This is a genomic window from Thermococcus chitonophagus, assembly GCF_002214605.1.
Lineage (GTDB): Archaea > Methanobacteriota_B > Thermococci > Thermococcales > Thermococcaceae > Pyrococcus > Pyrococcus chitonophagus.
Map to the genome: position 1 here is coordinate 1,394,927 of NZ_CP015193.1, position 20,329 is coordinate 1,415,255.

Genomic DNA, 20,329 nt, shown 5'->3' on the forward strand with positions numbered 1-20,329 from the left:
TTTTTTGGTGATCTTAATGCCCCTAATAGCAGTTTATGGGAGCTTAAGAAGGAGAAAGTGCCTTCACGACCACTACATGAAGAGTGCAACCTTCTTAGGGAAGGACTGGATAGAGGGATTTGAACTGTGGGTCGGGGAATGGCCTTATGCAGTTAAAGGAGAAGGAAGGATAAAGGTTGAAGTCTATGAGGTTTGTGAAGAGACCTTTGAGGAAATAAACAAGATGGAAGTAGAAAGTGGTTACATTCCAACAAAAGTTAAAACGAAGTTTGGCATTGCAGTTCTATGGGAGTATCCCAGGAGAAGAGGGAGAAAAATTGAGAGCGGGGACATAAATGATCAATGATGAGCCTCCATCCCCACTGAAGTGTGATGAGTGCACATCAGGCTGAGATAACTCTTTTCTACTCCCTCTTCCAAATCATTCTGGTGATTTAGGTGGTCAAAATACCGAAGAGCCATCCAAGATACTGGAGCCTTTACTATAGAGAGAAGATAATAGAAGGGATGGAGAAAGGAATAACGGCAAAGGCAGGCCTTATAGCTCATGGAAGAGGAGAGGCTTTTGACTACTTAATAGGAGAAAAAACGATTCCTCCGGCCGAAGAGGCCATGAAAGCGGCAGTTGCAAAGCTACTTCTGGCAGAACATCCCGTTATCTCAGTAAACGGGAACGTCGCAGCCTTGGTACCAAAGGAAACTGTTGAACTGGCAAAGGCCCTGGGAGCAAAACTTGAAGTAAATCTGTTTTATAGAACTGAGGAGAGAGTGAAGAAGATCGCAGAAGTTCTTTATGAGCACGGAGCTGAGGAAGTTCTCGGAATAAATCCAACTAAATTTATCCCAGGATTGGAGAGCGAAAGAGCAAAAGTCGATGAAAGAGGAATATGGAAAGCAGATGTCGTTGTTGTTCCCCTTGAGGATGGAGACAGGACTGAGGCTTTAGTTAAGATGGGAAAGTTCGTGATCACGGTAGATCTAAATCCACTCTCAAGGTCAGCTAGAATGGCGGACATAACCATTGTTGACAACATAATAAGGGCCTACCCCAGGATGATAGAACTTGCAAAGGAAATGAAATCCTGGGATAAAGAAAGGCTTCAAGACGTCCTCAAGAGTTACGACAACTCCAAGGTTCTAAGTGATGTCCTGATTCACATAAGGGACAGGCTAACGAGGCTCGCTAGCGAGGGGGTATGGAGGAAAGAAAGGTTAGACTAAAAGCTTCCAACAAGCTTTCTTAGACCAGCTATGAGCTCCGCTTCATTTTCTGCATGAGAAACAACAAGAGGAACCCTTTCCTTTTCCGCTATTTTTACCGCGAGTTCATCCAACCTCTTTACACCATGTAGAACGACCATGGCTGGTTTAAGCCCCTGAACTCTCACAGCTATCATGGGGCTTCTTCCAGTAGTAACCTTCGTGAAAACCAGGGCCCTCTCCGTGGTCCAGCCATAGAGCTTTAAGAACTCCTCGGCGGACATTTCAAGTATGGCCTGTATGCTGTCAACGACGGTGTAGCCATAAATCTTCTTGTCCATTAAATCAGGATTTGCCACTATCTCGCCTTTAACGGCGTCAACTATGTCCTTTACTGTAACTGGGATGTTGAACTCCCTTATGTCAAGAATTGCGCTCGTTGGAATTTCTCCCCCAAGGGTCCTGCTGAAAGCCTTTATTACGTTCCCCCCTCTCTTCTCGTCTATCTCAATCAAGGCCTCGACGAACTTCCTTATTGTTGAAGCTCCCGGGCTCTTCCTTCTCCCACCTTCATAATCGCTGATAACAGAAGAGGAGACACCCAAGTATTCAGCAAGCTCAGTTTGACTTATGCCAAATATTTCTCTCCACTTTCTCATGGTTTTACCCGGGTCTGGGGATAGAACTATCTCGCCGGCTATCCTTCTAGCAAGGGCTTCTTTCTCCTTTTCGAACATGATAGTATTTTAACTAAAAGGGATATAAACGTTTCGGCAATTGCCTAAATCTTAATGGAGTTCAAAAGTTCTCTTAGCTTCTTGAAATCCTCCTTTAGTTCTTCTCTAAGCTGAGGCCTATATAGAGCAACTGCTGGATGGTACATTGGGATTATATAGACCTTTCCAAAGAGCGTTCTTGCCTCAAACACTTTGCCATGAATTTTACTTATCCCTTCAACAGTGAAGCCAAACTTCTTGAGTATATATGAGGTGGAAAACCTGCCCAAAGTAACAATTACTTTGGGCTTTATTATATCTATCTGCGCATCAAGGTAGGGGGAGCAGGCCTTTATCTCCTCCTCGGTTGGATCCCTGTTGTTTGGGGGTCTGCACTTAACTATGTTCGTAATGTAAACTTCGCCTCTGCTAAGACCTATGGAAGCAAGCAACTCATCAAGAACTTTTCCCGCTTTACCAACGAAGGGCAGACCTTGCTGATCTTCCCAGTACCCTGGGGCTTCTCCGACTAACATTACCTTAGCATCGTAACTCCCAGCGCCGGGAACGGGATTAGTCCTTAATTGCCAGAGCGGACATTTCCTGCAGTTCCGGATTTTCTCCTCAAGCTTCTTCATTAATTCCCTCTTTGAGGGCACGGAAATCACCTTTTAACCGGCAACCTTGCCTGTGAGAGGTAAGCCTGAAGGAGTTCAACCCATGCTGTGTAGTAGCCCCTCTCATAGTCGTCTCTAAACTCCTGACTCCTTATTTCTTCAAACTGTTCAAGTAACTTCTTTATCTCCTCGGGATCAGGATTATTCATGAGCCTAACTATCAAAGAATCTGGATCGTTGTCCTTAATTGCACTCATGAACCCGTTTATCGCCTTAAGGTATCCTCTTCCCCACTCATCATCCTTTACTAGCTTTGACAGCTTATCTAAGTGTGACTTTGCCTTATCAAAGTCCCTCCTAAGAAGTGCCCTCAGGAACATTTCCATTCGCATTTCCCTAGCAGGCATTGCCTCACCTCCTGAGCCTCTGAATTAAATCCTCCTTAGGCGGCATGTTGTGGAAGACCTTGGGATCCTTGACCTTTACGAGAATGGGAATGTTATCATCGAACATCTTGAGAACCTTTCCGAAGGGTATCTTGCCTTCTCCCGGAAGCAAGTGAAGATCGCCGACTCCATACGCGAGGGCATCCTCTGGTTCAACCTGGGGAAACATCTTCCCGAAGTTATCATGAACAAGCAGAAGAATGGTCTTCTCGATGCCGAGCCTCACATCTTCAAGCAACTTATTCTCATCACCTTGAGCGCTTAAGAATGCATGGGCCACATCCAGGGCAAAACCGACGTTGTCCTTATCGACGTTGTCTATAACGTAAAGTGTATCTTTAACGCTGAACGTATTTTCAAGAGCTATCTGAATGCCAAACTTTGAGGCAGTATCAGCTAGGGTCTTTATAGCATCTATCTCCAAATCAAGCCTTCCAGTCTTTCCGCTCTGCATTACCACTATCTTGGCACCCAACTTAATGGCAACGTCCAATGCAGCCTTGGCAACCTTGAAGTGCCTACTATAGTAAATGCTATCCCTTAGGTTTATTGAGGCAGGCATTCTAATTATGTATTCAATTCCAACTCCCCTAAGTGCCGCCTCAACTTCTTGTAGGTGATTTTCGACGACTATTCCATTCTTTATCAAACCAAGAGCGTGAGGGAATATCTGAACAAAATCGTAGTTCTTGATCTTAATTTCAGCAAGAATCGAGGGCAAAGTCCTTCCTTCCTTAATGAAGTGGGGGTATATGCTTACTCCAACCTTCATTCTTAACCCACCTTGAGAGACCATCAAGCGAAAGACTTAAAAGTCTTCCGTGGGTGAGGTAATTCCGGGCAGTGCCGGGGTAGCTTAGCCTGGTCAAAGCGCCCGGCTCATAGGGCTACTCCCCCGTGAGGGGGAGCCTGAGAAACCGGGAGATCCGGGGTTCGAAGCCCCGCCCCGGCACCACCTTTTCTAAGCATAGGTATTTTTAAGGAGTTGAGCGTAGATAAGAGGGGATAGCGATGCACTTAATGGAGTTCCCCAGGGAGGTCGTTCTTGGCAATAATTTAATTCCGGAAGTAGTTAATGTAGCTAAAAGACTCAAACTTGAGTCCCCTGTTCTAGTTGTTTATGGTCCAAAAACAAAAGAGATCGCCGGAAAAGACGTTGAAAGGGAGTTAAAATCTGCCTTTGACGTTCATTCTGTCACAGTTGGAGAAGCAGATATAGAGAATGCTGAGAAAGTTCTCGCTAAAATCATGGACTTAGGGGTTAAATGGGCAATAGCAGTTGGTGGTGGAAGCATAATAGACGTAACGAAGCTTGCAAGCTACAAATCAGGTATTCCTTTTGTCAGCTTTCCCACGACAGCGTCGCACGATGGAATAGCAAGTGCAAATGCATCGATAAAGGGTCTCGGATCAAAAACATCGGTAAAGGCAAGACCCCCTCTCGCCGTGATCGCTGACATCGACGTGATAAAAACAGCTCCAAGAAGGTACCTCGCCGCAGGAGTTGGGGATGTTATAAGCAACATAACTGCAGTTAGAGACTGGAGGTTAGCCCACAAAATTAGAGGAGAGTACTTCAGCGAATACGCTGCCGCCTTAAGCTTAATGAGTGCGAAGATGGTTATGAGGGATGCAGAGATAATAAGGCTTGGAGAAGACGAGGGAGTTAGAAAGGTTGTTAAGGCCCTCATATCAAGCGGAGTGGCAATGAGCATAGCGGGCTCTTCAAGACCAGCAAGTGGAGCAGAACATCTTTTCAGTCACGCTCTCGACATGCTTCTCGACAAGCCCGCTCTCCACGGTGAGCAGACAGGGATAGGAACTATAATAATGGCATACCTGCACGGAATAAACTGGAAGAGAATAAAAGAGACCCTAAAAACTGTTGGAGCACCAACCACGGCATATGAACTCGGAATAGATCCAGAGATAATAGTGGAGGCCCTAACAATAGCCCACACGATAAGGCCAGAGAGATACACAATCCTAGGTAGGGATGGCCTCACTAGAGAAGCCGCCGAAAGGGCTGCTAAAATCACGGGTGTAATTTGAGGAGGTGATCGGATGGTCATCACATTAGTTGGTGAAAAGCTAGCCAAACCCGGGCTCGAATTCGTGTATTATGGACCGGGGGAACCGTGCAAGACATGCAAGCTTGCAAGGGTCTGCATAGGAAACTTAGAGCCTGGAAGGAGGTACAAGATAGTTAGGGTGAGAAACATTGAACACCCCTGCCCGCTCCATGAGGGGAAAGTCAGGGTTGTTGAAGTCGTTGAGCCAGCAATAGACGTTCTCATAGACCCAAGGTACGCAATAGCCGGCAGTAAGATAAAGCTTACCTTTGTAGAATGCGAGGAGCCTGACAAAACCGAGCTAGTAAGGCCAGAGGGCCTATTTGAGGGAGACATGGTCAAAATTCTAGAGATCCTTGGAGATATTGAGTGCAATGGAAAGAAGTATAAATTGGTAAGGGTGATGAGAGAGAAAGAGTAATCACATCTTTTCGGGAGCATCAATGCCCATGAGCCAAAGCGCGTTCCAGAGAACCTGTTTTACCGCCATGACTAGCAGTAGCCTTGCTTCCCTAACTCCTTTTTCTGCCTTTATAACTGGGTGATCCATGTAGAATTTGTTAAACAGAGAAGCTAACTCATTGGCATACCAGGCTATTAGGTGGGGCTTTACATCCCTTCCGGACTGCTCAACTATCTCCGGGAACTTTGCTAGGAGCATCAAGAGTTCTCTCTCCCTCTCAGTCAACTTTTCAAAGTTGGCAAAGCCTAAGAGCAACTTCCAGTCCGTTGTTATCCCAGTTTCTTCAGCCTTCCTGAGGATTGAAGCGCACCTGGCATGAGCGTACTGAATGTATGGGGCACTCTCTCCCTCGAAGTTCAAGACATCTTCCCACCTGAATACGATCTTCTTGTCGGGACTGTACTTAATGAGGTTGTATCTAACTGCTCCTATTCCGACCTTTTGAGCTATCTCATCCTTCTCCTCTTCAGAGAGCCCTGGGCTCTTCTCCTCTATTAGCTCCCTAGCCCTCCTTATAGCCTCGTTTAGTACTTCATCAACTGTAAATCCAACCCATGTTCCCTTCCTTCCAGAGAACTTCCCTTCAGGACTCTCCACGTGCTCATAGGCTAAGTGATAGAAATTGTTTGCTGCATCTTCATAACCTAGGAGTTGCAAGGCATACTTAACGGCAAGCTGTGGATGCCTCTGCTCTGCCCCAATGACGTTTATTACAACATCCGCATTCCCAAACCTTCCCGGCATTGGATCCCCATCTGGAGCGGTTGTCCAAGTGTGGAAGTCCCACCTTTTGTACAGAAGATCAACATCAACCTTGCCGAACTTCCACAGGTGATACGCTATATCCTTCCCTGTGTAAGTTGCCGTTCCATCGCTCCTCCTCAAGACCAAGTAGGGATTCTTCATATCGGGGAACAGCTTACTGAGATCCATAACGAAGGCTCCCTTATACTTGCCTTCCTGGGGGACGTAGAAGTTCTCATTCTTTTCTAAAAGCCTAAGGGCTATCTCAAAAAGCCTCCTAGCAACTATATCGCTTTCCCAGACCAGTAGATCATAGTTAATCTTTAATCTGTACGTAGTTTCCATTTGAGCCCTCACAACTTCCTCAGCTAATCTCCTGCCCTCAGGATCCCCCTCCTCGAGCTTCCTCATGAGCTCCCTTATCTCTTTGTCAACCTCAGGGTTTTCCTCAATTAACCTGTTAACTTCAACGTACAAGAGCCCCAAAGCATGATCTATCGGATTATCCTTGAGGTTCTTCTCCTTAAGCTGACTGTATATTTCCTCAAATTTATCCTTTAAGTTCAGGTAGCCCCAGTAAACTTGGGCAAACTGAACGCCTAGGTCATCTATGTAGTTCTGCACCTCAACCTCGTAGCCCAGGAATCTCAAGATTCTGGCCATGGTGTCTCCAAGGATGGCGTTCCTTGCGTGCCCCATATGGAGAGGCTTTGTCGGGTTTACGGACGTGTGCTCAACTATAACCTTCTTGCCCTTACCAACTTCGCTCCTTCCATAGTCCGTCGCTTTGCCAAGTATCTCACTTATCAGCAACTTTGCGAACTCCGCATAGTCTATGAAAAAGTTAACATAACCATTTACAGCTTTAACGTCCTTTATCCCCTCTAACTGCCTTGTCTTAAGCCTCTTTGCTAGCTCTTCCGCTATGACCATGGGGGACTTTCTTAAAACTCTTGCCAACTGAAACGCTACGGCAGTCCCAAAATCTCCCATCTCAGGATTCGGCGTATCGGCAAACTCTATTTTACCTTCCCAATCGGGTGCCATCTCTCTAATAACTTCCCTAAGAGAATTCTCCGCCTCAAGCTTAATCCTGTCCAACATCTTCAACACCTCACCTGATCTTGAACCTCAGAAGTGCAGCTATTCCCCCGAGGGCCTTAAGCTTATCGCCCCCTTCATGCTCAGAACTGACAACTACAACATTCGCCCTTAGGTTCCTCGCGAGTTCCATCATATCCTCGATCTTTCCCCTATTTTCGCCCTTTAACAGCTCGTCAAGCACGAGCAATGTATCTACAGCTCCATAGTTTATCGCTTCTTCAACCTCCTTGAGACCATATGCAACTGGCCCGTTCTTAGCTATCTCCTCTATAACTTTCTCAACCAGATTTATTTCTTTTGAGACCCTGTTTTCCATGTAAACCTTATCCACCGTTCCTCTCTTGATTACTTCATAAATTCCAGTTCTGCCCCCCATGCTCGTGTCATCTGTGACGACTTTTTTGGCGAGCTCTGGATAGTTCTCCTTAAGGAACTTAACAAAGTCCTCCTTGTAGAACCCAGGACCTGCAACTATTGCCCTCTCTATGTTTTCCCTCTCAAAAAGCTCGAGCATCGTCTTAGCGACGTCATGGAAGAACTTCTTTTCCTCTTCTTCCCTCTTGACGTTGTACCTCTTTCCTCCAAGGTTGTGCCTTATCGATGCTATGAAATCAAGCCCGTACTCCCTAACTACTGCAATTTCAGCCTCACCGTCCTCAATTGTGACTATCATAACTTTGGCCCTCTTAGAAGCCTCGACCGCTTCCTTTATCCTCTCTATGTGATGAGGCCTCCACCTTTCCTTCTGGATCGTTATAACTGTTCCTGGCTCAACAGCTATAGTGTGATACTTTCCCAAAGGCACATCATCCCTACTCGTGTAAACAATAGGACCAGTAATTCTAAGCTGATTTGCAAACCTATGCAGGTTTATTTTTTCAGCTTTAACGCCCAGAAAGACTGGGATCACCTCCACCTTTTCGGGCCTCAAGGAATCGCTCCTCTGAGCCTGCTTCCTCAAGGTTTTCGCATACACAATATCTCCCTCGTTTATAACGTGATAGAGGTGCCAGAGATCATCGAGAGTCTCAACTTTAATTTTAACCATTCCCTCTTTAGGTTTCTCCTCGAGTACTTCCACTCTCTCACCTCCAGCCAAACTCAGACAAAAACTTCTTCTTAAGCCTTCTTATGGTACCGGAAACTCCAAGGGTCCTCACTAGAACCTTTCTTCCTTTATATTCTGTTATTAAAGCCAGAGAAAACCTAACGTATTCAACGTAATTCCTGTCGCACCTAATAATCCCCGTTTGTGATTTTTCATCAAACTTAATTAACCATGGCTTAGCCATTGAGGTTCCTACTTCACCAAGAACTCGAAGGACGTTACTCCAGACCATATCCTTTACTTCTCCTTTCTTGAGGAGCTCCTCGGAGATGACTTGAAAAGCTATGTACCTATACTTGTCTCTGAGAGTTGGAGGTAGTGTTTTTGGTCTATCGCTCATGCTCTAAGTTACTCAGCCAGAATTTAATAATTGCTGTGCAAAAAATTTACACGATATGAGTCCTTAAAATACTTTTGGGAGATCCACTTAACACCCAATTTAGTAACACAAAAGGTTTATATACCTTTCGGTATCCGTAGTTATATTGAGAAGGGTTCTTGGACCGCCGGCGGGGGTGTTGGGGTGAGTAAGCAAAGAGTTTGTCCTGTTTGTGGATCAACCGAGTTCATTTATGACCCCGAAAGGGGAGAAATCGTCTGTGCAAGGTGTGGTTACGTAATTGAAGAGAACATTATCGACATGGGACCAGAATGGAGAGCGTTTGACGCTTCTCAGCGTGAAAGAAGGTCAAGAACAGGAGCTCCAGAGAGCATACTTCTCCACGACAAGGGACTATCCACGGATATAGGTATTGACAGGTCTTTGACTGGGCTAATGAGGGAAAAGATGTACAGGCTTAGGAAGTGGCAGTCAAGGCTTAGGGTCAGCGATGCAGCAGAGAGGAACCTCGCGTTTGCATTAAGTGAACTCGACAGGATTACCGCCCAGTTGAAGTTGCCAAAACACGTTGAGGAGGAGGCTGCAAGGCTGTATAGGGAGGCCGTGAGGAAGGGACTAATAAGGGGAAGATCAATCGAGAGCGTTATAGCTGCCTGTGTATATGCAGCCTGTAGATTGTTGAAAGTTCCCAGGACCTTAGATGAGATATCGGACATAGCAAGAGTAGAGAAGAAGGAGATTGGAAGGAGCTACCGTTTCATCGCAAGGAACCTGAATTTAACTCCCAAGAAGCTCTTCGTTAAGCCAACAGATTACGTTAATAAGTTTGCAGATGAGCTCGGGCTGAGCGAGAAGGTTAGAAGGAGGGCTATAGAAATCCTTGAAGAGGCCTACAGGAGGGGCCTCACAAGCGGAAAGAGCCCGGCTGGATTGGTTGCTGCCGCCCTCTACATAGCATCGCTCCTTGAAGGGGAAAAGAGAACCCAAAGGGAAGTTGCCGAGGTCGCAAGGGTTACTGAGGTTACCGTAAGAAACAGATACAAAGAACTTGTGGAGAAGCTCGGAATTAAAGTTCCCGTTACATAGCATGCCTTTCTCTTTATACCCTGTTAAGTAATGAATGGAATATTCTGGCGCCGGGGCGGGGATTTGAACCCCGGTGGGCGAACGCCCACGGGCTCTCCAGGCCCGCGCCTTCCCTGGCTAGGCTACCCCGGCATGCCCATATTAAATAGAATTAGAGGGATTATAAACCTTCAGGATATGAGCTCAATCTCAATTGTAACATCCTCAGGAACGCGAATTCTCATGATCTGTCTCATAGCCCTCTCATCAGCCTCGATGTCGATGAGCCTCTTGTGTATCCTGAGCTCCCACCTATCAAAGGTTGCTGAACCTTCCCCGTCAGGGCTCTTCCTTGTTACGATCCTTATCCTCTTGGTTGGCAGTGGTATTGGCCCGCTCATTCTAACTCCAGTCCTCTCTGCTATCTGCCTTATCTGATTTGCAACCTCCTCAAGGGAGCGGACGTTAGTGCTTGCAAGCTTGATCCTCGCTTTTTGCATAAAAATCACCTCAAGAGAATTAAAGAAGGGAGAAGAGATCACTCACCCTTCTGGATTGAGATTACCATACCAGCAGCGACGGTCATACCCATGTCTCTGATAGCGAACCTACCGAGCTGTGGGATCTCCTTGACGGGCTCAAGGACAACTGGCTTCATTGGCCTGAGGACAACGATAGCTGAGTCACCAGTCTTGATGAACTGTGGGTTCTCCTCTACGATGTTACCAGTTCTCGGATCAAGCTTGGCAAGGAGCTGCTCGAACCTGACTGGAACCTGAGCAGTGTGAGCGTGAAGAACTGGGCTGTATCCAACGGTGATTGCAGTTGGGTGGTTGAGCACGATGATCTGGGCCTTGAAGGTGTCCTTGGTTCTGACGACTGTTGGTGGCTTGTCTGGGTGTCCAGCAACGTCACCTCTCTTGATGTCGTTCTTGCTGACACCTCTGACGTTGAATCCGATGTTGTCACCTGGGAGTGCTTCCTGAAGTGGCTCGTGGTGCATCTCGATGGACTTAACTTCACCCTGGATGGGCTTGTGGAAGATAGTTGATGCTGGCTCGAAGATGACTACGTCACCGACCTTGAGCTTACCAGTCTCAACCCTACCAACTGGAACGGTACCAACACCCTTAATTGAGTAAACATCCTGGATGGGTATTCTGAGTGGCTTGTCAACTGGCTTCTCTGGCTCTGGAATCTGGTCGAGAGCCTCGATGAGAGTTGGGCCGTTGTACCATGGCATCTTGTCGCTCTTCTTAACGACGTTGTCACCCTCCCAAGCGCTGATTGGGATGACTGGGAAGTCCTTGTAACCGAGCATCTTAAGGAGCTTCTCAACCTGAGCCTTGACCTTCTCGAAGACCTTCTGGTCGTAGTTGACCATGTCCATCTTGTTGATGGCAACAATTATGTGCTTGATACCAAGGGTCCTTGCAAGGAAGGCGTGCTCCTTGGTCTGTGGCATGACACCATCAGTTGCTGCAACGACAAGGACTGCAGCGTCAGCCTGTGAGGCACCGGTGATCATGTTCTTAACGAAGTCCCTGTGACCTGGGGCGTCGATAATGGTGATGTACCTGTGTGGTGTCTCGAACTTGGTGTGGGCGACGTCAATAGTAATACCTCTTTCTCTCTCCTCCTTAAGTCTGTCCATGACCCAAGCGAACTTGAATGACTTACCCTTTTCACCCATCTCCTCGAACTTCTTGATAATCTGCTCTGGAATGTTACCGGTATCGTAAAGGAGCCTACCGATTGTTGTACTCTTACCGTGGTCTACGTGTCCGATAAACACGATGTTAACGTGGGGCTTCTCCTTTGGCATCTTTAACCACCTCCAAACTTTTGCCTAACCCTACTTTTGAGCGAGCTTTTTAAAATTTTCGCACATCGGCCCCCTCAGGCGGGAAACCCGCCCAAGTAGAGGGAGCCTCATGAGCTCGGATTGAAGTTGAGAAGGAGGTTTAAAAACTTAACTCAGGGCTCAGCGGTGACCACTCTCATCACTCCTCAGACAAGACCGATTTCTTCATCGCCTATTCAAGGCTAGCTCGTGAAAGTATTTAAGCGGTTTTCCCAAGCTGAGGTGGTGTTTATGATGAGGTTCATTCCACTCATCGTTGCAAGGCCCGAAGTTCAGATGGCCATAGATGAAGCAATAATGATGGCAAGGATTGAGGGCAAAGTCCCAGATACGGTAAGGCTTTACGTCTTCAAGCCTAGTTCTGTGACCATAGGGAGATTTCAGAGCGTAAAGCACGATGTCAATCTAGAGAAGGCTAGAGAGTTAGGTATTCCAGTCGTGAGGAGAATAACGGGAGGAGGAAGTGTTTTCCACGACGAATACGGTGAGATAACTTATTCTGTGATTATAGGGGAAGACTACCACCCTGCCCTTAAGAACATTCAAGAGAGCTATAGATTCTTAGCAGGCCCCTTGGTCGATGCCCTTAAGGATCTAGGGTTGAAGGCAGAGTTTTCAGGACTTAACGATATCATCGTTAACGGGAAGAAAATTAGTGGATCAGCCCAAACCAGAAGAAAGGGCGTCATTTTACAACACGGGACTTTCATGTACTCGACGAGACTTGAAATTCTGGCCTCTGTATTAAAGGTATCTAAGGAAAAACTGAAGGATAAGGGAGTGAAGAGCATATACGAGAGGGTAACCACCATAGAAAGGGAAGGAATAAAGCTGTCAAGGGAAGAAGCTTATGAGCTCCTGAAGAACAGCTTTTTCAGAGCATTTCCTTTGGAATTCGGAGAACTAACGGACTATGAGTTAGAGCTTGCGGAAAAGTTGATCGAGGAGAGATATGGGAACGAGAAGTGGAACTTCATGAAGTAACGCCCCTTATGTCCACGTGAACAAAGGCAACTTCAACCTCTGGCAACTCCTCTATTTTCTTCTTAACTTCCTCACTAATATCGTGTGCCTCTTTAAGAGTCATCTCCGGAGGAACCTCTATGTGTAACTCAACATGTAGCCTATTTCCAACGTAGTGAGCCCTCAAATCATGAACTCCCAAAACCCCAGGAACGCTCTTGGCAACCTCCTCTATCCTTCTGCAAATTTCATACGGAGGAGCTTTACCCGTTAAGTAGTGGACGTTCTCGAGGATTATTTCAACCGCAACTTTTCCTACGAACAGGGCAACTATAAATCCTGCAAGGGCATCCCCAAAGCTTATTCCGACTTTCTCAAGGCCAAACCCAAAGAGAACAGCTATAGTACTCAGGACGTCGCTACGATGATGATAGGCATCGGCTATCAATATTTGATTGTTCGTTTTCTTTCCTACAGCTAGGGTGTACCTTGTCATACCTTCCTTAACGAGGATTGAGAGAACTGCAACACCAACCATTAAGGGAGTTACCTCAATCCTCGTTCCGTGAATGATCCTTTCAAGGGAGTCTCTAGCTATTTCATAGGCAACTATAAGCAGGAGTTCGCCCATGAAGAACGCAAATAGAGGCTCAAATCTTGAATGACCAAATGGGTGGGAGCGGTCTGGGGGCTTTTTCGATATCTTCACCCCGATAAGTCCAATAATGCTCGTAAGGGTGTCACTGAACGAATGAATGCCATCAGAAATTAGGGCTATGCTTGAATAGAGGAGGCCAACTAATATTTTAATAATTCCAAGTATCGTGTTCCCAACTATGCTCACCACTATGGGCCTGTACTCCTCCCTCATTTTATCACCTTGCATATGCACAAAATTTTCTGGGCAACAAAATTTTAGAGAAGAGGCTTATTAGGATTTCTTTTTGTTAGCCTAATCTAATTCCTGCGGTCAGTCCGTCACTCCCTCATCACGCATCAGCCTAGGCTGAACTCCTCATCCCGCGGTATTCCCTAAAAAGCTCAGAGATCACCTACCATCATCACCACTCAGTTCGCCCATCAATCATCATTGCCAAAATCTCAAAGAAGAGAGAGTTTAAAAAGTTAAACGTCCCAGCCGAACTCCTCCCTTACAAGCTTTACTAACTCCTTGAACTCTTCTTTCTTGATATTAACACTACTAGTAGCTCCAACGAGGGCAATTATTCCGTGAACTTCTTCTTGGATTTGTATAACGTCATCGCTAACTTTGGCCACCCTAAGTTCTCTCCTTGCAACTTCGTCTTCACTTATCTTGAACCTGTCCTCCCCTATCTTGTAGTACCTGATCTCTGTCATTTTACTCACCTCCCGAAGCCCTTCCAAATTTTAGTTACGAAACGGAAGATTATAAAGGTTTCTCAGCCCAGGAACCGTAATATTTATAAAGTCATTTCAGTGGTTATTTTTTGGACGCGCCGCCGTAGCTTAGCTGGTGGAGCGCCGGACTGTTAATCCGGCGGTCCCCGGTTCGAATCCGGGCGGCGGCGCCAAAAGGAAAGGGCCCGTAGCTCAGCCTGGTCAGAGCGCGCGGCTCATAACCGCGTGGTCCGGGGTTCAAATCCCCGCGGGCCCACCAGAATTATTCCCTTCTTGAAAGCATTATTCCCAGGAGGATTAATGCAAGGCCTAGAAGTGTCGATTTCAAGATCTTCTCTCCAACTACAATTGATATGAACACCAAGGAAAGCACAGGAGTTAGGTAAACGAGAGATGCAACTTTTCCAGCGTCCTCTCTTTCCAACGCCTTAAGCCACAGAAGGAAAGTAAGACCCATCTCAAATGTCCCAATGTAAACTGCCCCAAGGATCCCAAGTGGATCGAACTTTATACCCCTTATGACTCCGAGAGCGAGAATGTAAAGAGAGCCAAAGAAGAAGTTCCAGAACATCTTCTCTTCAGCCTTTCTGGGATCTCTAAGGTTAAAGATCCAGTACATGGCCCACACCAACGCACTACTTAAGGCAAGGGCGTCGCCAAGGGGATTTGCAAAGCTTAAAGAGGAAAGGTTACCATGCGTTCCAATGACCAACGCTCCAAGGAATCCAACGATAACACCAAAGAACTCTTTAATAGTCAAAGGCTGGCCTAAAAAAGCTGAAGAGAATACCACGAGAATTATAGGCCATGTGTAGTTTAATGCCTGCGCCTCTTGAGCGGGCAGAAGGGAGTATGCGTTGAATAATACTAAGTAATACAGGAAGGGATTTATAAATCCTAAAAACGCTGAGTATAGATTTTCCCTTACAGAAAACTTCCTACCTTCTCTAAGATTCACTCCCAGGAATATTATCGTCGATGTCAGGGAGGCATAAAGGAGCATACTTACAGGATCCAACCTCGAGAGAGTAAGCTTAAATGCCGAAGCTACGGTAGACCAGAAGATTATGGCAAGTATGGCATAATGAACAGGGCGCATATAGAAGGATAGAAGGGGAGGTTAATAACGTTACTTCTTCTTGGCCCTCTGAAGCTTGGCCTCTTGGTAAGCCTTGGTCCACTTAAGCTTCCTGGGGTTCCTGCCCATGAAGAAGTACCTCTCGCACTTCCTTGAGCAGAAGAAGAATACCCTCCCATCGTTTCTGACGAACATCTTTCCAGTTCCCGGCTCGAATGGCTTCCCACAGTAGGAGCAGATGTTCCACCTTGCCATTCAATTCACCTCCTGCTCTTGATCTCCCTAGCCTCTCTTTCTGTCTCTCTAAGGATCAGTATGTCTCCAACCCTCACGGGACCTCTAACGTTCCTCCTAATTACTCTACCCTTATCCCTACCTTCAAGGATTCTAACCTTTACCTGGGTCACGTCACCAGTTGTTCCCGTTCTCCCTATGATTTCGATAACTTCAGCTGGATACCCCTCATCCTCCGCCATTCTCTCTCACCCCTAAAGATGATCGTGAAAGGGGAAAGGAAGGGGAGCTCACTTCATGAGCTCCCTAACCTTCATTGCGATTTCCTCAACAAGCTCCCTAGCCTTACCGGGCTCGATTATAGCAACACTAGCTGCAGCAACCTCAATTCCAGCTGCAGCACCAAGCTCCTTCTTGCTTGGGACGTAAATGTATGGAATCTCTTTCTCCTCACAGAGCGGTGGGAGGTGTGCAACGATCTCCTCTGGATCTACATCCTCAGCAATTATAACGAGCTTAGCCTGGCCCCTCTCAACAGCCTTCGTGGTCTCGTTGGTTCCCTTCCTTATCTTTCCAGTGTCCCTTGCTATTTCTACAGCCTGAAGGGCCTTCTCAGCGAGCTCCTTTGGAACCTCAAACTTCACGTAACTTGGCTTGGCCATCATCCATCCCTCCTTCAGTCATCGTTCATCTGTCGAGCTTGGTTGAGGTGGAGAATTTAAAAGGCTTGTGGTCCCTAGGAATGTTTTTAAAGACTGGGTATTTTTCAAGCCTTAGGGATCACCGTGAAGAAGGTTTGGAAGTACTTTCCTGGGACACTTACACTTCTCGTCCTTATAACGCTCGTATTTGCCTATGAGCTTATAGTTGGATTTAACAGGGCGATATTTCAGCTTGCACAGATAAACTTCCTAGTTTTGTATAAAGGTGAGTGGTGGAGGCTGATAACTGCAATATTCGTACATATGGGATTCGTTCACTTCGCGTTGAACGCATTCTGGCTGTTCTATCTCGGAATTGATCTAGAGGGAGTAGTTGGAACTAAGAGGTTTCTCGCGGTTTTCTTTATCTCAGCCTTAGTTGGGAACGTGTTAAGTCTGTTTACGCTTCCCCTCGATGTCGCCTCGGGGGGTGCCAGTGGAGGACTGTTTGGAATAGTCGGGGCATCTTTAGCGATAGAGGGAGTTTTAAGGAGGAACATGAGTAAGGCCCTAATGAACGCCCTCTTCCTGTTCCTGATAAACAGTATATTCCCTGGGGTGAATATAATAGCCCACTTCGGGGGTCTAGCAACAGGTTTAGCCCTGGGATACACCTACGGAAAATGGCTGAAGAGAAAGTTGATAGACATGAGCTATTGGTCATTTGTCTGATTTCGTTCTTTTTCATAGGCGATCATGCCCTTAGATAGCATTTCTTTCAACCTTCCCTTGCCCAGCACCTTTACTATATCATTGACATTCATAAAATCTAGGTCAACACCCTCCTCCCTTGCTATTTCCTCTAGATCAATTCCCCTCTCCTTAGCGAACCTAATTAACAATTCACGGGCTTTTTCGTAGGTGATCTCCTCCTTAGTTTCCCACACATATTCACTCAGATTTCTGAAAAATTCTGTCATGTTCACCCCGTGTATCTCAGCAAACCTGTACAATGCGGCAAACCTTATCTCTTGAAAGCCGGGATATTCCTCTTCTCTTATGAGGGTTTCACCGTTGAGAGTTACCTCTTCGACTTCAATTTTTTCCCTCCATGAGAATTGTGTATGTGATGTTATCAAGGACGATCTCAACCGTAGAGTTCCCTATCTTTATGCCACTTCCACCTTCAGCGTTTCTACTTTGAAAAGAACTACCATGTATAAATAAGACAACAAATAGCATAATACTAATAATAGCTACAATAACAATACCTTTGTTTTTTACCATACTTTTAACTGGGCTTAATAATATTTAAACCTTTCTAATCTCCACCTTTGGACACAGATTTTTAAGGGGACACACCTCACACCTAGGCTTTATAGGTCTGCAGATCCTTTTTCCATGGTCTACCATGGCATGATTGACGTACAGCCACTCATCCTTAGGAATTAGTTGCTTCAACCTTTCTTCAACATCCTCGGGAGAGGCATCCTTAGGAACGAGCCCAAGCCTCTTGCTTATCCTGTTAACGTGGGTATCCACTGGGATAGCTGGAATTCCAAATCCATAGGCAAGGACTATGTTGGCACACTTCCTTCCGATCCCAGGAAGCTTAATCAGCTCCTCAAACTTATCCGGAACTCTACCTCCGTACTTCTCGAGGATGATCCTTGAGGATTCAACTATCCACCTTCCCTTGCTCCTCCAAAGGCCAACCTTAAGCGACCTCAAAAATTCCTGCATCTCCTCAACACTAGCCCTTGCGATGTCCTCGATGGTTGGGTATCGCTTAAAGAGCTCTTCGGCAACCCTATCCGTCACCTCATCCCTGTTCCTTTGGGAGATTATGCACTTAATTAGCGTTCTGTAGGGATCTCCTGAAACGTGCCTTTCCCTGGGGTAAGTTCTCTTGAGTATCTTAACGATTTTGAGAGCCCTAGACCTTAATGAGCTTAAGTCTTCTTCCATCAACTACCACCAAGCCCGCCTTTGTCTGAATCACTTTAATTAAGTTTTCGAACTTTTCCCTGTATATCTCTTCAAGATTTTGGTTCAAAATTAGAACTTCATTTTCGAGAACCACGATAATATTATCACCATAAATGTACACATCCCTGGGCTTACCTGGGAGCTCGATCTCTAGAACATCAACCCCAGGCCTTGCAATAACAATTGCCGTCTTCTCAGAAACCCTGACGGGAGAGGGAACTGCTTGAACCACCTTGAACTCCAAGGGCTTCCCCAGGATATTTACTGTTACAACTTCCCCAGTTTTTACCTCTCTCCCCTTAAGCTTGGCCCTTAGAACCTCAGCAAAATCCTGGGGTAGCTCTACATTTGTCAATGGTTTTAGAACTACCCTCATTTAGAACACCCTCGCATAGCCCCACTTCTTGACGCTCGTAAGGATTGAGGTTTCAGTGCTTTTAATTCCATCTATCTTGCCCAGCTTATCGAGGAGGAAGTTCTCAAGCTCCTCGAGGCTCCTCAGGGTTACCTGCATAAATATATCATGGGCCCCTGTGGCTATACCCAGAACATCAACTTCATCAAATTTAGCGAGCTTTTCGGCTACCTCTCTGACCTTGCTGGGCTCAACATCAACGGCTATAACGGCCACTATACTATAACCAGCCTTGAATGGATTTATAAGAGCAGCGAACTTCCTTATTATGCCCTTCTCAACGAGCCTTTTCACCCTAGCTCTAACTGTTGACTCTGGAATCCCCAATATCCTTGCGACCTCCGAGTAGCTCATTCTTCCATCCTCCTGGAGTAAGTGGAGTATCCTTCTGTCAAGCTCATCCAACATTTTTACTTCACCATTTCTACGGATTTAGTATCCATCCTAATAAATATTATGACGAATCGACAAAATCATGCCGAAAAAGTTATCGAATTCTAAAGAGTACAGTATTAGGGGGAAACCATGGATCCGTGGGAGATCGTTGAGAGGTACCATAGAGTTATCGCTCCAGCCAACAGGACAACTTACTTTCCCCTAGTTCCAGTAAAAGCCGAAAATGCAAAGGTCTGGGATGTAAATGGGAGGGAATATATAGACTTCCTGAGCGATGCAGCAGTTCAAAACGTAGGCCACAATAATCCTAGAGTTGTTAGGGCAATAAAGGAACAAGTTGAAAAGCTAGTTCATGCAACGTACATTTATTCCTTCCCACTAGAACCACTACTCTTAGCGGAGAAGCTTGTTGAGATTGCCCCAATAGATAACGCTAAAGTCTCTCTTGGACTAAGCGGGGCAGATGCTAATGATGGTGCGATAAAGTTTGCAAGGGCCTATACTAAAAAGCATACTATCCTGAGTTACATGAGGAGCTTTTACGGCTCAACATATGGTGCAATGAGTCTTACAGGATTAGACTTCCATGTCAGGGCAATGGTAGGTGAGCTAAGCGGAATTCATTACATTCCTTATCCAAACTGCTATCGCTGCCCGTTCGGTAAAGACCCAAAGAGTTGCAAGATGGAGTGCGTAGAGTACATAAAAGAAAAGTTTGAGGGGGAAGTCTATGCCGAAGGGGTTGCCGCGCTATTTGCTGAGCCCATTCAAGGTGACTCCGGTATGGTTGTCCCTCCCGAGAGTTACTTCAGGAAGATCAAGAAGATACTCGATAATTATGGAATATTACTTGTGGTCGATGAGGTGCAGAGCGGTATGGGGAGAACGGGAAAGTGGTTTGCGATAGAGCACTTCGGCGTTAAGCCAGACATAATAACAATAGCAAAGCCCCTTGGAGGCGGATTGCCAATAAGTGCAACAATTGGAAGAGCTGAGATCATGGATTCCCTACCCCCTTTAAGTCATGCATTCACGCTCTCGGGCAATCCAACTGCAGCTAGAGCTGCATTGGCTGTCATAGAGGAGATCGAGGAGAAAGATCTCCTGAGAAGAGCCAAAAAGCTTGGAGACTATTCAAAAAAGAGGTTGGAAAAAATGAAAGAGGAGCATGAGCTCATTGGAGATGTTAGAGGGCTAGGGTTAATGCTTGGGGTTGAACTCGTGAAGAACAGGGAAACAAAGGAGAGAGCATTTGAGGAAGCGAAGAAGGTCGTATGGAGGGCATTTGAACTTGGTCTGATAGTGGCTTTCCTTCAGGGTAATGTTCTGAGGATCCAGCCTCCCTTAACCATTGAAGAAGATGTCCTCGATGAGGGCCTTAATATATTAGAGAGGGCCATAAGTGATGTTGAGGAGGGAAAAGTCCCAGATGACGTCGTGAAGAATGTGCAGGGATGGTAAGGCCTGTTTTGTGGTGAGAAAATGGTTAGTTGT

At 46.1% G+C, this 20,329-nt stretch carries 28 protein-coding genes and 4 tRNA genes; 11 read left to right on the top strand and 21 right to left on the bottom strand.

All coding sequences use genetic code 11. The features are described 5' to 3' along the window. The first annotated feature begins 16 nt into the window (after positions 1 to 16). Together A3L04_RS07855 and A3L04_RS07860 are read left to right on the top strand one after the other, a co-directional pair. Positions 17 to 346, top strand: coding sequence for a gamma-glutamylcyclotransferase family protein (locus A3L04_RS07855; protein WP_068578532.1), 330 nt, complete (start codon positions 17 to 19; stop codon positions 344 to 346). Between the two features lie 92 nt (positions 347 to 438). Then, positions 439 to 1,221: a 4-phosphopantoate--beta-alanine ligase gene (locus A3L04_RS07860; RefSeq protein ID WP_068578534.1), complete on the top strand. Its 783-nt coding sequence runs from the start codon at positions 439 to 441 to the stop codon at positions 1,219 to 1,221. Here A3L04_RS07860 and A3L04_RS07865 read toward each other — a convergent pair. From A3L04_RS07865 to A3L04_RS07880, 4 genes are read right to left on the bottom strand one after another with little or no spacing between them, the layout of a single operon-like run. Next, entirely contained in the window at positions 1,218 to 1,937 is a 720-nt protein-coding gene (locus A3L04_RS07865; protein WP_068578536.1) for a helix-turn-helix domain-containing protein, read from the bottom strand. The genes A3L04_RS07860 and A3L04_RS07865 overlap by 4 nt on opposite strands. A 44-nt stretch (positions 1,938 to 1,981) precedes the next feature. After that, complete coding sequence (gene udg / locus A3L04_RS07870; RefSeq protein WP_068579615.1) at positions 1,982 to 2,554, bottom strand: type-4 uracil-DNA glycosylase; 573 nt, start codon at positions 2,552 to 2,554, stop codon at positions 1,982 to 1,984. A gap of 26 nt (positions 2,555 to 2,580) precedes the next feature. Then, on the bottom strand, positions 2,581 to 2,940 hold the full coding sequence (locus A3L04_RS07875) for a hypothetical protein (RefSeq protein WP_068578538.1): 360 nt from the start codon (positions 2,938 to 2,940) through the stop codon (positions 2,581 to 2,583). Positions 2,941 to 2,944: 4 nt separating this feature from the next. After that, positions 2,945 to 3,751, bottom strand: a complete 807-nt coding sequence (locus A3L04_RS07880; protein WP_068578540.1) for a sugar phosphate isomerase/epimerase family protein — start codon at positions 3,749 to 3,751, stop codon at positions 2,945 to 2,947. 73 nt (positions 3,752 to 3,824) lie between these two features. Here A3L04_RS07880 and A3L04_RS07885 point away from each other — a divergent pair. The 3 genes from A3L04_RS07885 (at position 3,825) to A3L04_RS07895 (ending at position 5,472) form a co-directional block, all read left to right on the top strand. Beyond that, a tRNA-Met gene (locus A3L04_RS07885) sits at positions 3,825 to 3,934 on the top strand. Between the two features lie 56 nt (positions 3,935 to 3,990). Further along, the gene (locus A3L04_RS07890) at positions 3,991 to 5,031 is read left to right on the top strand and encodes an NAD(P)-dependent glycerol-1-phosphate dehydrogenase (RefSeq protein WP_068578542.1); all 1,041 of its coding nucleotides are present in this window, start codon (positions 3,991 to 3,993) and stop codon (positions 5,029 to 5,031) included. A gap of 12 nt (positions 5,032 to 5,043) precedes the next feature. Continuing rightward, the gene (locus A3L04_RS07895) at positions 5,044 to 5,472 is read left to right on the top strand and encodes a UPF0179 family protein (protein WP_068578544.1); all 429 of its coding nucleotides are present in this window, start codon (positions 5,044 to 5,046) and stop codon (positions 5,470 to 5,472) included. On the opposite strand, the gene A3L04_RS07900 is transcribed toward A3L04_RS07895, so the two are convergent. The 3 genes from A3L04_RS07900 to A3L04_RS07910 are packed head-to-tail and all read right to left on the bottom strand — an operon-like array spanning position 5,473 to position 8,810. Continuing rightward, on the bottom strand, positions 5,473 to 7,362 hold the full coding sequence (locus tag A3L04_RS07900; RefSeq protein WP_068579616.1) for an arginine--tRNA ligase: 1,890 nt from the start codon (positions 7,360 to 7,362) through the stop codon (positions 5,473 to 5,475). A gap of 10 nt (positions 7,363 to 7,372) precedes the next feature. After that, positions 7,373 to 8,443: an mRNA surveillance protein pelota gene (locus A3L04_RS07905; protein ID WP_068578546.1), complete on the bottom strand. Its 1,071-nt coding sequence runs from the start codon at positions 8,441 to 8,443 to the stop codon at positions 7,373 to 7,375. 4 nt (positions 8,444 to 8,447) lie between these two features. Next, the gene (locus tag A3L04_RS07910; protein WP_068578548.1) at positions 8,448 to 8,810 is read right to left on the bottom strand and encodes a ribonuclease P protein component 2; all 363 of its coding nucleotides are present in this window, start codon (positions 8,808 to 8,810) and stop codon (positions 8,448 to 8,450) included. A gap of 183 nt (positions 8,811 to 8,993) precedes the next feature. Between A3L04_RS07910 and A3L04_RS07915 the strand changes: the two genes are divergently transcribed. Then, on the top strand, positions 8,994 to 9,896 hold the full coding sequence (locus tag A3L04_RS07915) for a transcription initiation factor IIB (protein ID WP_068578550.1): 903 nt from the start codon (positions 8,994 to 8,996) through the stop codon (positions 9,894 to 9,896). A 45-nt stretch (positions 9,897 to 9,941) separates the two neighbouring features. Here A3L04_RS07915 and A3L04_RS07920 read toward each other — a convergent pair. The 3 genes from A3L04_RS07920 to tuf form a co-directional block, all read right to left on the bottom strand. Further along, positions 9,942 to 10,028, bottom strand: a tRNA-Ser gene (locus A3L04_RS07920). Positions 10,029 to 10,066: 38 nt separating this feature from the next. Further along, positions 10,067 to 10,375: a 30S ribosomal protein S10 gene (rpsJ, locus tag A3L04_RS07925; protein ID WP_010885562.1), complete on the bottom strand. Its 309-nt coding sequence runs from the start codon at positions 10,373 to 10,375 to the stop codon at positions 10,067 to 10,069. A 38-nt stretch (positions 10,376 to 10,413) separates the two neighbouring features. After that, positions 10,414 to 11,700: a translation elongation factor EF-1 subunit alpha gene (tuf, locus tag A3L04_RS07930; protein ID WP_068578552.1), complete on the bottom strand. Its 1,287-nt coding sequence runs from the start codon at positions 11,698 to 11,700 to the stop codon at positions 10,414 to 10,416. Positions 11,701 to 11,973: 273 nt separating this feature from the next. Here tuf and A3L04_RS07935 point away from each other — a divergent pair, with 273 nt between their 5' ends. Next, on the top strand, positions 11,974 to 12,723 hold the full coding sequence (locus A3L04_RS07935) for a lipoate--protein ligase family protein (protein ID WP_068579619.1): 750 nt from the start codon (positions 11,974 to 11,976) through the stop codon (positions 12,721 to 12,723). Here A3L04_RS07935 and A3L04_RS07940 read toward each other — a convergent pair. Continuing rightward, on the bottom strand, positions 12,713 to 13,573 hold the full coding sequence (locus A3L04_RS07940; protein WP_068578554.1) for a cation diffusion facilitator family transporter: 861 nt from the start codon (positions 13,571 to 13,573) through the stop codon (positions 12,713 to 12,715). The two genes, A3L04_RS07935 and A3L04_RS07940, sit on opposite strands and share 11 nt — an antisense overlap. A 254-nt stretch (positions 13,574 to 13,827) precedes the next feature. After that, positions 13,828 to 14,061, bottom strand: a complete 234-nt coding sequence (locus A3L04_RS07945) for a hypothetical protein (RefSeq protein WP_068323939.1) — start codon at positions 14,059 to 14,061, stop codon at positions 13,828 to 13,830. Positions 14,062 to 14,179: 118 nt separating this feature from the next. Between A3L04_RS07945 and A3L04_RS07950 the strand changes: the two genes are divergently transcribed. After that, positions 14,180 to 14,255, top strand: a tRNA-Asn gene (locus A3L04_RS07950). A gap of 8 nt (positions 14,256 to 14,263) precedes the next feature. Then, positions 14,264 to 14,341, top strand: a tRNA-Ile gene (locus tag A3L04_RS07955). A gap of 3 nt (positions 14,342 to 14,344) precedes the next feature. Here the strand turns inward: A3L04_RS07955 and A3L04_RS07960 are convergent. The 4 genes from A3L04_RS07960 to rpl7ae are packed head-to-tail and all read right to left on the bottom strand — an operon-like array spanning position 14,345 to position 16,056. Continuing rightward, a complete protein-coding gene (locus A3L04_RS07960; protein ID WP_068578556.1) occupies positions 14,345 to 15,181 on the bottom strand; it encodes a DMT family transporter in 837 nt (278 codons plus the stop codon). Between the two features lie 30 nt (positions 15,182 to 15,211). Then, positions 15,212 to 15,415: a 50S ribosomal protein L24e gene (locus A3L04_RS07965; protein WP_068323921.1), complete on the bottom strand. Its 204-nt coding sequence runs from the start codon at positions 15,413 to 15,415 to the stop codon at positions 15,212 to 15,214. 5 nt (positions 15,416 to 15,420) lie between these two features. Further along, positions 15,421 to 15,636: a 30S ribosomal protein S28e gene (locus A3L04_RS07970; RefSeq protein ID WP_010867791.1), complete on the bottom strand. Its 216-nt coding sequence runs from the start codon at positions 15,634 to 15,636 to the stop codon at positions 15,421 to 15,423. 48 nt (positions 15,637 to 15,684) lie between these two features. Beyond that, entirely contained in the window at positions 15,685 to 16,056 is a 372-nt protein-coding gene (gene rpl7ae, locus A3L04_RS07975) for a 50S ribosomal protein L7Ae (protein ID WP_068324810.1), read from the bottom strand. Between the two features lie 123 nt (positions 16,057 to 16,179). Here rpl7ae and A3L04_RS07980 point away from each other — a divergent pair, with 123 nt between their 5' ends. Further along, the gene (locus tag A3L04_RS07980) at positions 16,180 to 16,767 is read left to right on the top strand and encodes a rhomboid family intramembrane serine protease (RefSeq protein ID WP_068578558.1); all 588 of its coding nucleotides are present in this window, start codon (positions 16,180 to 16,182) and stop codon (positions 16,765 to 16,767) included. On the opposite strand, the gene A3L04_RS07985 is transcribed toward A3L04_RS07980, so the two are convergent. The 5 genes from A3L04_RS07985 to A3L04_RS08000 form a co-directional block, all read right to left on the bottom strand. Beyond that, complete coding sequence (locus tag A3L04_RS07985; protein WP_157092437.1) at positions 16,749 to 17,048, bottom strand: hypothetical protein; 300 nt, start codon at positions 17,046 to 17,048, stop codon at positions 16,749 to 16,751. The genes A3L04_RS07980 and A3L04_RS07985 overlap by 19 nt on opposite strands. 82 nt (positions 17,049 to 17,130) lie before the next feature. Further along, positions 17,131 to 17,322 carry a hypothetical protein gene (locus tag A3L04_RS11020; RefSeq protein ID WP_157092438.1) on the bottom strand — a complete coding sequence of 64 codons (192 nt, stop codon included), beginning with the start codon at positions 17,320 to 17,322 and terminating at the stop codon, positions 17,131 to 17,133. A 24-nt stretch (positions 17,323 to 17,346) separates the two neighbouring features. Then, complete coding sequence (locus A3L04_RS07990; RefSeq protein ID WP_068578562.1) at positions 17,347 to 18,003, bottom strand: endonuclease III domain-containing protein; 657 nt, start codon at positions 18,001 to 18,003, stop codon at positions 17,347 to 17,349. Then, positions 17,972 to 18,400 (bottom strand): DUF6849 domain-containing protein, encoded by a 429-nt coding sequence (locus tag A3L04_RS07995; RefSeq protein ID WP_068578564.1) that lies wholly within the window; start codon positions 18,398 to 18,400, stop codon positions 17,972 to 17,974. Before A3L04_RS07995 ends, A3L04_RS07990 begins: the two co-directional genes overlap by 32 nt. Next, on the bottom strand, positions 18,401 to 18,847 hold the full coding sequence (locus A3L04_RS08000; protein ID WP_068578566.1) for an Lrp/AsnC family transcriptional regulator: 447 nt from the start codon (positions 18,845 to 18,847) through the stop codon (positions 18,401 to 18,403). It lies immediately after the preceding gene. A 117-nt stretch (positions 18,848 to 18,964) separates the two neighbouring features. Here A3L04_RS08000 and A3L04_RS08005 point away from each other — a divergent pair, with 117 nt between their 5' ends. Then, the gene (locus A3L04_RS08005) at positions 18,965 to 20,296 is read left to right on the top strand and encodes a leucine/methionine racemase (protein ID WP_068578568.1); all 1,332 of its coding nucleotides are present in this window, start codon (positions 18,965 to 18,967) and stop codon (positions 20,294 to 20,296) included. Positions 20,297 to 20,329 lie beyond the last annotated feature (33 nt).

Coding starts and splice junctions, on each gene's coding strand:
- A3L04_RS07855 (WP_068578532.1), top strand. CDS start 17: ATGCCCCTAATAGCAGTTTATGGGAGCTTAAGAAGGAGAAAGTGCCTT.
- A3L04_RS07865 (WP_068578536.1), bottom strand. CDS start 1,937: ATGTTCGAAAAGGAGAAAGAAGCCCTTGCTAGAAGGATAGCCGGCGAG.
- udg (WP_068579615.1), bottom strand. CDS start 2,554: ATGAAGAAGCTTGAGGAGAAAATCCGGAACTGCAGGAAATGTCCGCTC.
- A3L04_RS07875 (WP_068578538.1), bottom strand. CDS start 2,940: ATGCCTGCTAGGGAAATGCGAATGGAAATGTTCCTGAGGGCACTTCTT.
- A3L04_RS07880 (WP_068578540.1), bottom strand. CDS start 3,751: ATGAAGGTTGGAGTAAGCATATACCCCCACTTCATTAAGGAAGGAAGG.
- A3L04_RS07890 (WP_068578542.1), top strand. CDS start 3,991: ATGCACTTAATGGAGTTCCCCAGGGAGGTCGTTCTTGGCAATAATTTA.
- A3L04_RS07895 (WP_068578544.1), top strand. CDS start 5,044: ATGGTCATCACATTAGTTGGTGAAAAGCTAGCCAAACCCGGGCTCGAA.
- A3L04_RS07900 (WP_068579616.1), bottom strand. CDS start 7,362: ATGTTGGACAGGATTAAGCTTGAGGCGGAGAATTCTCTTAGGGAAGTT.
- A3L04_RS07910 (WP_068578548.1), bottom strand. CDS start 8,810: ATGAGCGATAGACCAAAAACACTACCTCCAACTCTCAGAGACAAGTAT.
- rpsJ (WP_010885562.1), bottom strand. CDS start 10,375: ATGCAAAAAGCGAGGATCAAGCTTGCAAGCACTAACGTCCGCTCCCTT.
- tuf (WP_068578552.1), bottom strand. CDS start 11,700: ATGCCAAAGGAGAAGCCCCACGTTAACATCGTGTTTATCGGACACGTA.
- A3L04_RS07935 (WP_068579619.1), top strand. CDS start 11,974: ATGAGGTTCATTCCACTCATCGTTGCAAGGCCCGAAGTTCAGATGGCC.
- A3L04_RS07940 (WP_068578554.1), bottom strand. CDS start 13,573: ATGAGGGAGGAGTACAGGCCCATAGTGGTGAGCATAGTTGGGAACACG.
- A3L04_RS07945 (WP_068323939.1), bottom strand. CDS start 14,061: ATGACAGAGATCAGGTACTACAAGATAGGGGAGGACAGGTTCAAGATA.
- A3L04_RS07960 (WP_068578556.1), bottom strand. CDS start 15,181: ATGCGCCCTGTTCATTATGCCATACTTGCCATAATCTTCTGGTCTACC.
- A3L04_RS07965 (WP_068323921.1), bottom strand. CDS start 15,415: ATGGCAAGGTGGAACATCTGCTCCTACTGTGGGAAGCCATTCGAGCCG.
- A3L04_RS07970 (WP_010867791.1), bottom strand. CDS start 15,636: ATGGCGGAGGATGAGGGGTATCCAGCTGAAGTTATCGAAATCATAGGG.
- rpl7ae (WP_068324810.1), bottom strand. CDS start 16,056: ATGGCCAAGCCAAGTTACGTGAAGTTTGAGGTTCCAAAGGAGCTCGCT.
- A3L04_RS11020 (WP_157092438.1), bottom strand. CDS start 17,322: ATGGTAAAAAACAAAGGTATTGTTATTGTAGCTATTATTAGTATTATG.
- A3L04_RS07990 (WP_068578562.1), bottom strand. CDS start 18,003: ATGGAAGAAGACTTAAGCTCATTAAGGTCTAGGGCTCTCAAAATCGTT.
- A3L04_RS07995 (WP_068578564.1), bottom strand. CDS start 18,400: ATGAGGGTAGTTCTAAAACCATTGACAAATGTAGAGCTACCCCAGGAT.
- A3L04_RS08000 (WP_068578566.1), bottom strand. CDS start 18,847: ATGTTGGATGAGCTTGACAGAAGGATACTCCACTTACTCCAGGAGGAT.
- A3L04_RS08005 (WP_068578568.1), top strand. CDS start 18,965: ATGGATCCGTGGGAGATCGTTGAGAGGTACCATAGAGTTATCGCTCCA.